This is a genomic window from Kocuria oxytropis, from assembly GCF_040981195.1.
GTDB lineage: Bacteria > Actinomycetota > Actinomycetes > Actinomycetales > Micrococcaceae > Kocuria > Kocuria oxytropis.
Genome location: NZ_JAVFXA010000104.1, coordinates 1 through 535, shown reverse-complemented (window position 1 = coordinate 535; position 535 = coordinate 1). Strand labels below are relative to the sequence as shown.

Below are 535 nucleotides of genomic sequence, written 5' to 3'. Positions count from 1 at the left end.
CGAGCCCGCAGCGCGGCCCCGGGACCGGCGGCCCGGCGCGGGCAGGTGGTCCGGCCTCAGCCGCGACCGCGTGGCCCTGCTGCTCTTGAGCCTCGCCGCCGCCGTCCTGGGCCTGTGGAACATCGAGGACGGCGTCGGCTACGTGGACGACGAGGGCACCTACACGGCGCAGGCGTTCAGCGTGCTCGAGGGCCAGCTGGCCCCATACACCTACGGCTACGACCACCCCCCGGTGGGCTGGATCCAGCTGGGCGCCCTCGCCTGGCTGCCCAACCTGCTGGGCCTCGGCGACGGCACCTACCTCGGCGCCGCCCGCTACGCCGTCGTCCCGTTCTTCGTGGCCACCGCGCTGCTCACCTTCCTCCTGGCCCGGCGCCTGGGCGTCCACCGGCCGGTCGCGGTGGTCGCCGTGCTCGTGCTCGTCTTCTCCCCGCTCGCGCTCACCTACGGGCGCCAGGTCTTCCTGGACAACGTGGGCCTGCCGTGGCTGCTGCTGGCGTTCTACCTCGTGCTCTCCCCCCGGCACCCCCTGTGG

The 535-nt window shown here is 74.4% G+C and carries 1 pseudogene; it reads left to right on the top strand.

Going from position 1 to position 535, the window contains the following annotated elements:
- Positions 1-70 precede the first annotated feature (70 nt).
- Positions 71-535, top strand: a pseudogene (locus QYM41_RS17800) (hypothetical protein); the annotation flags it as partial.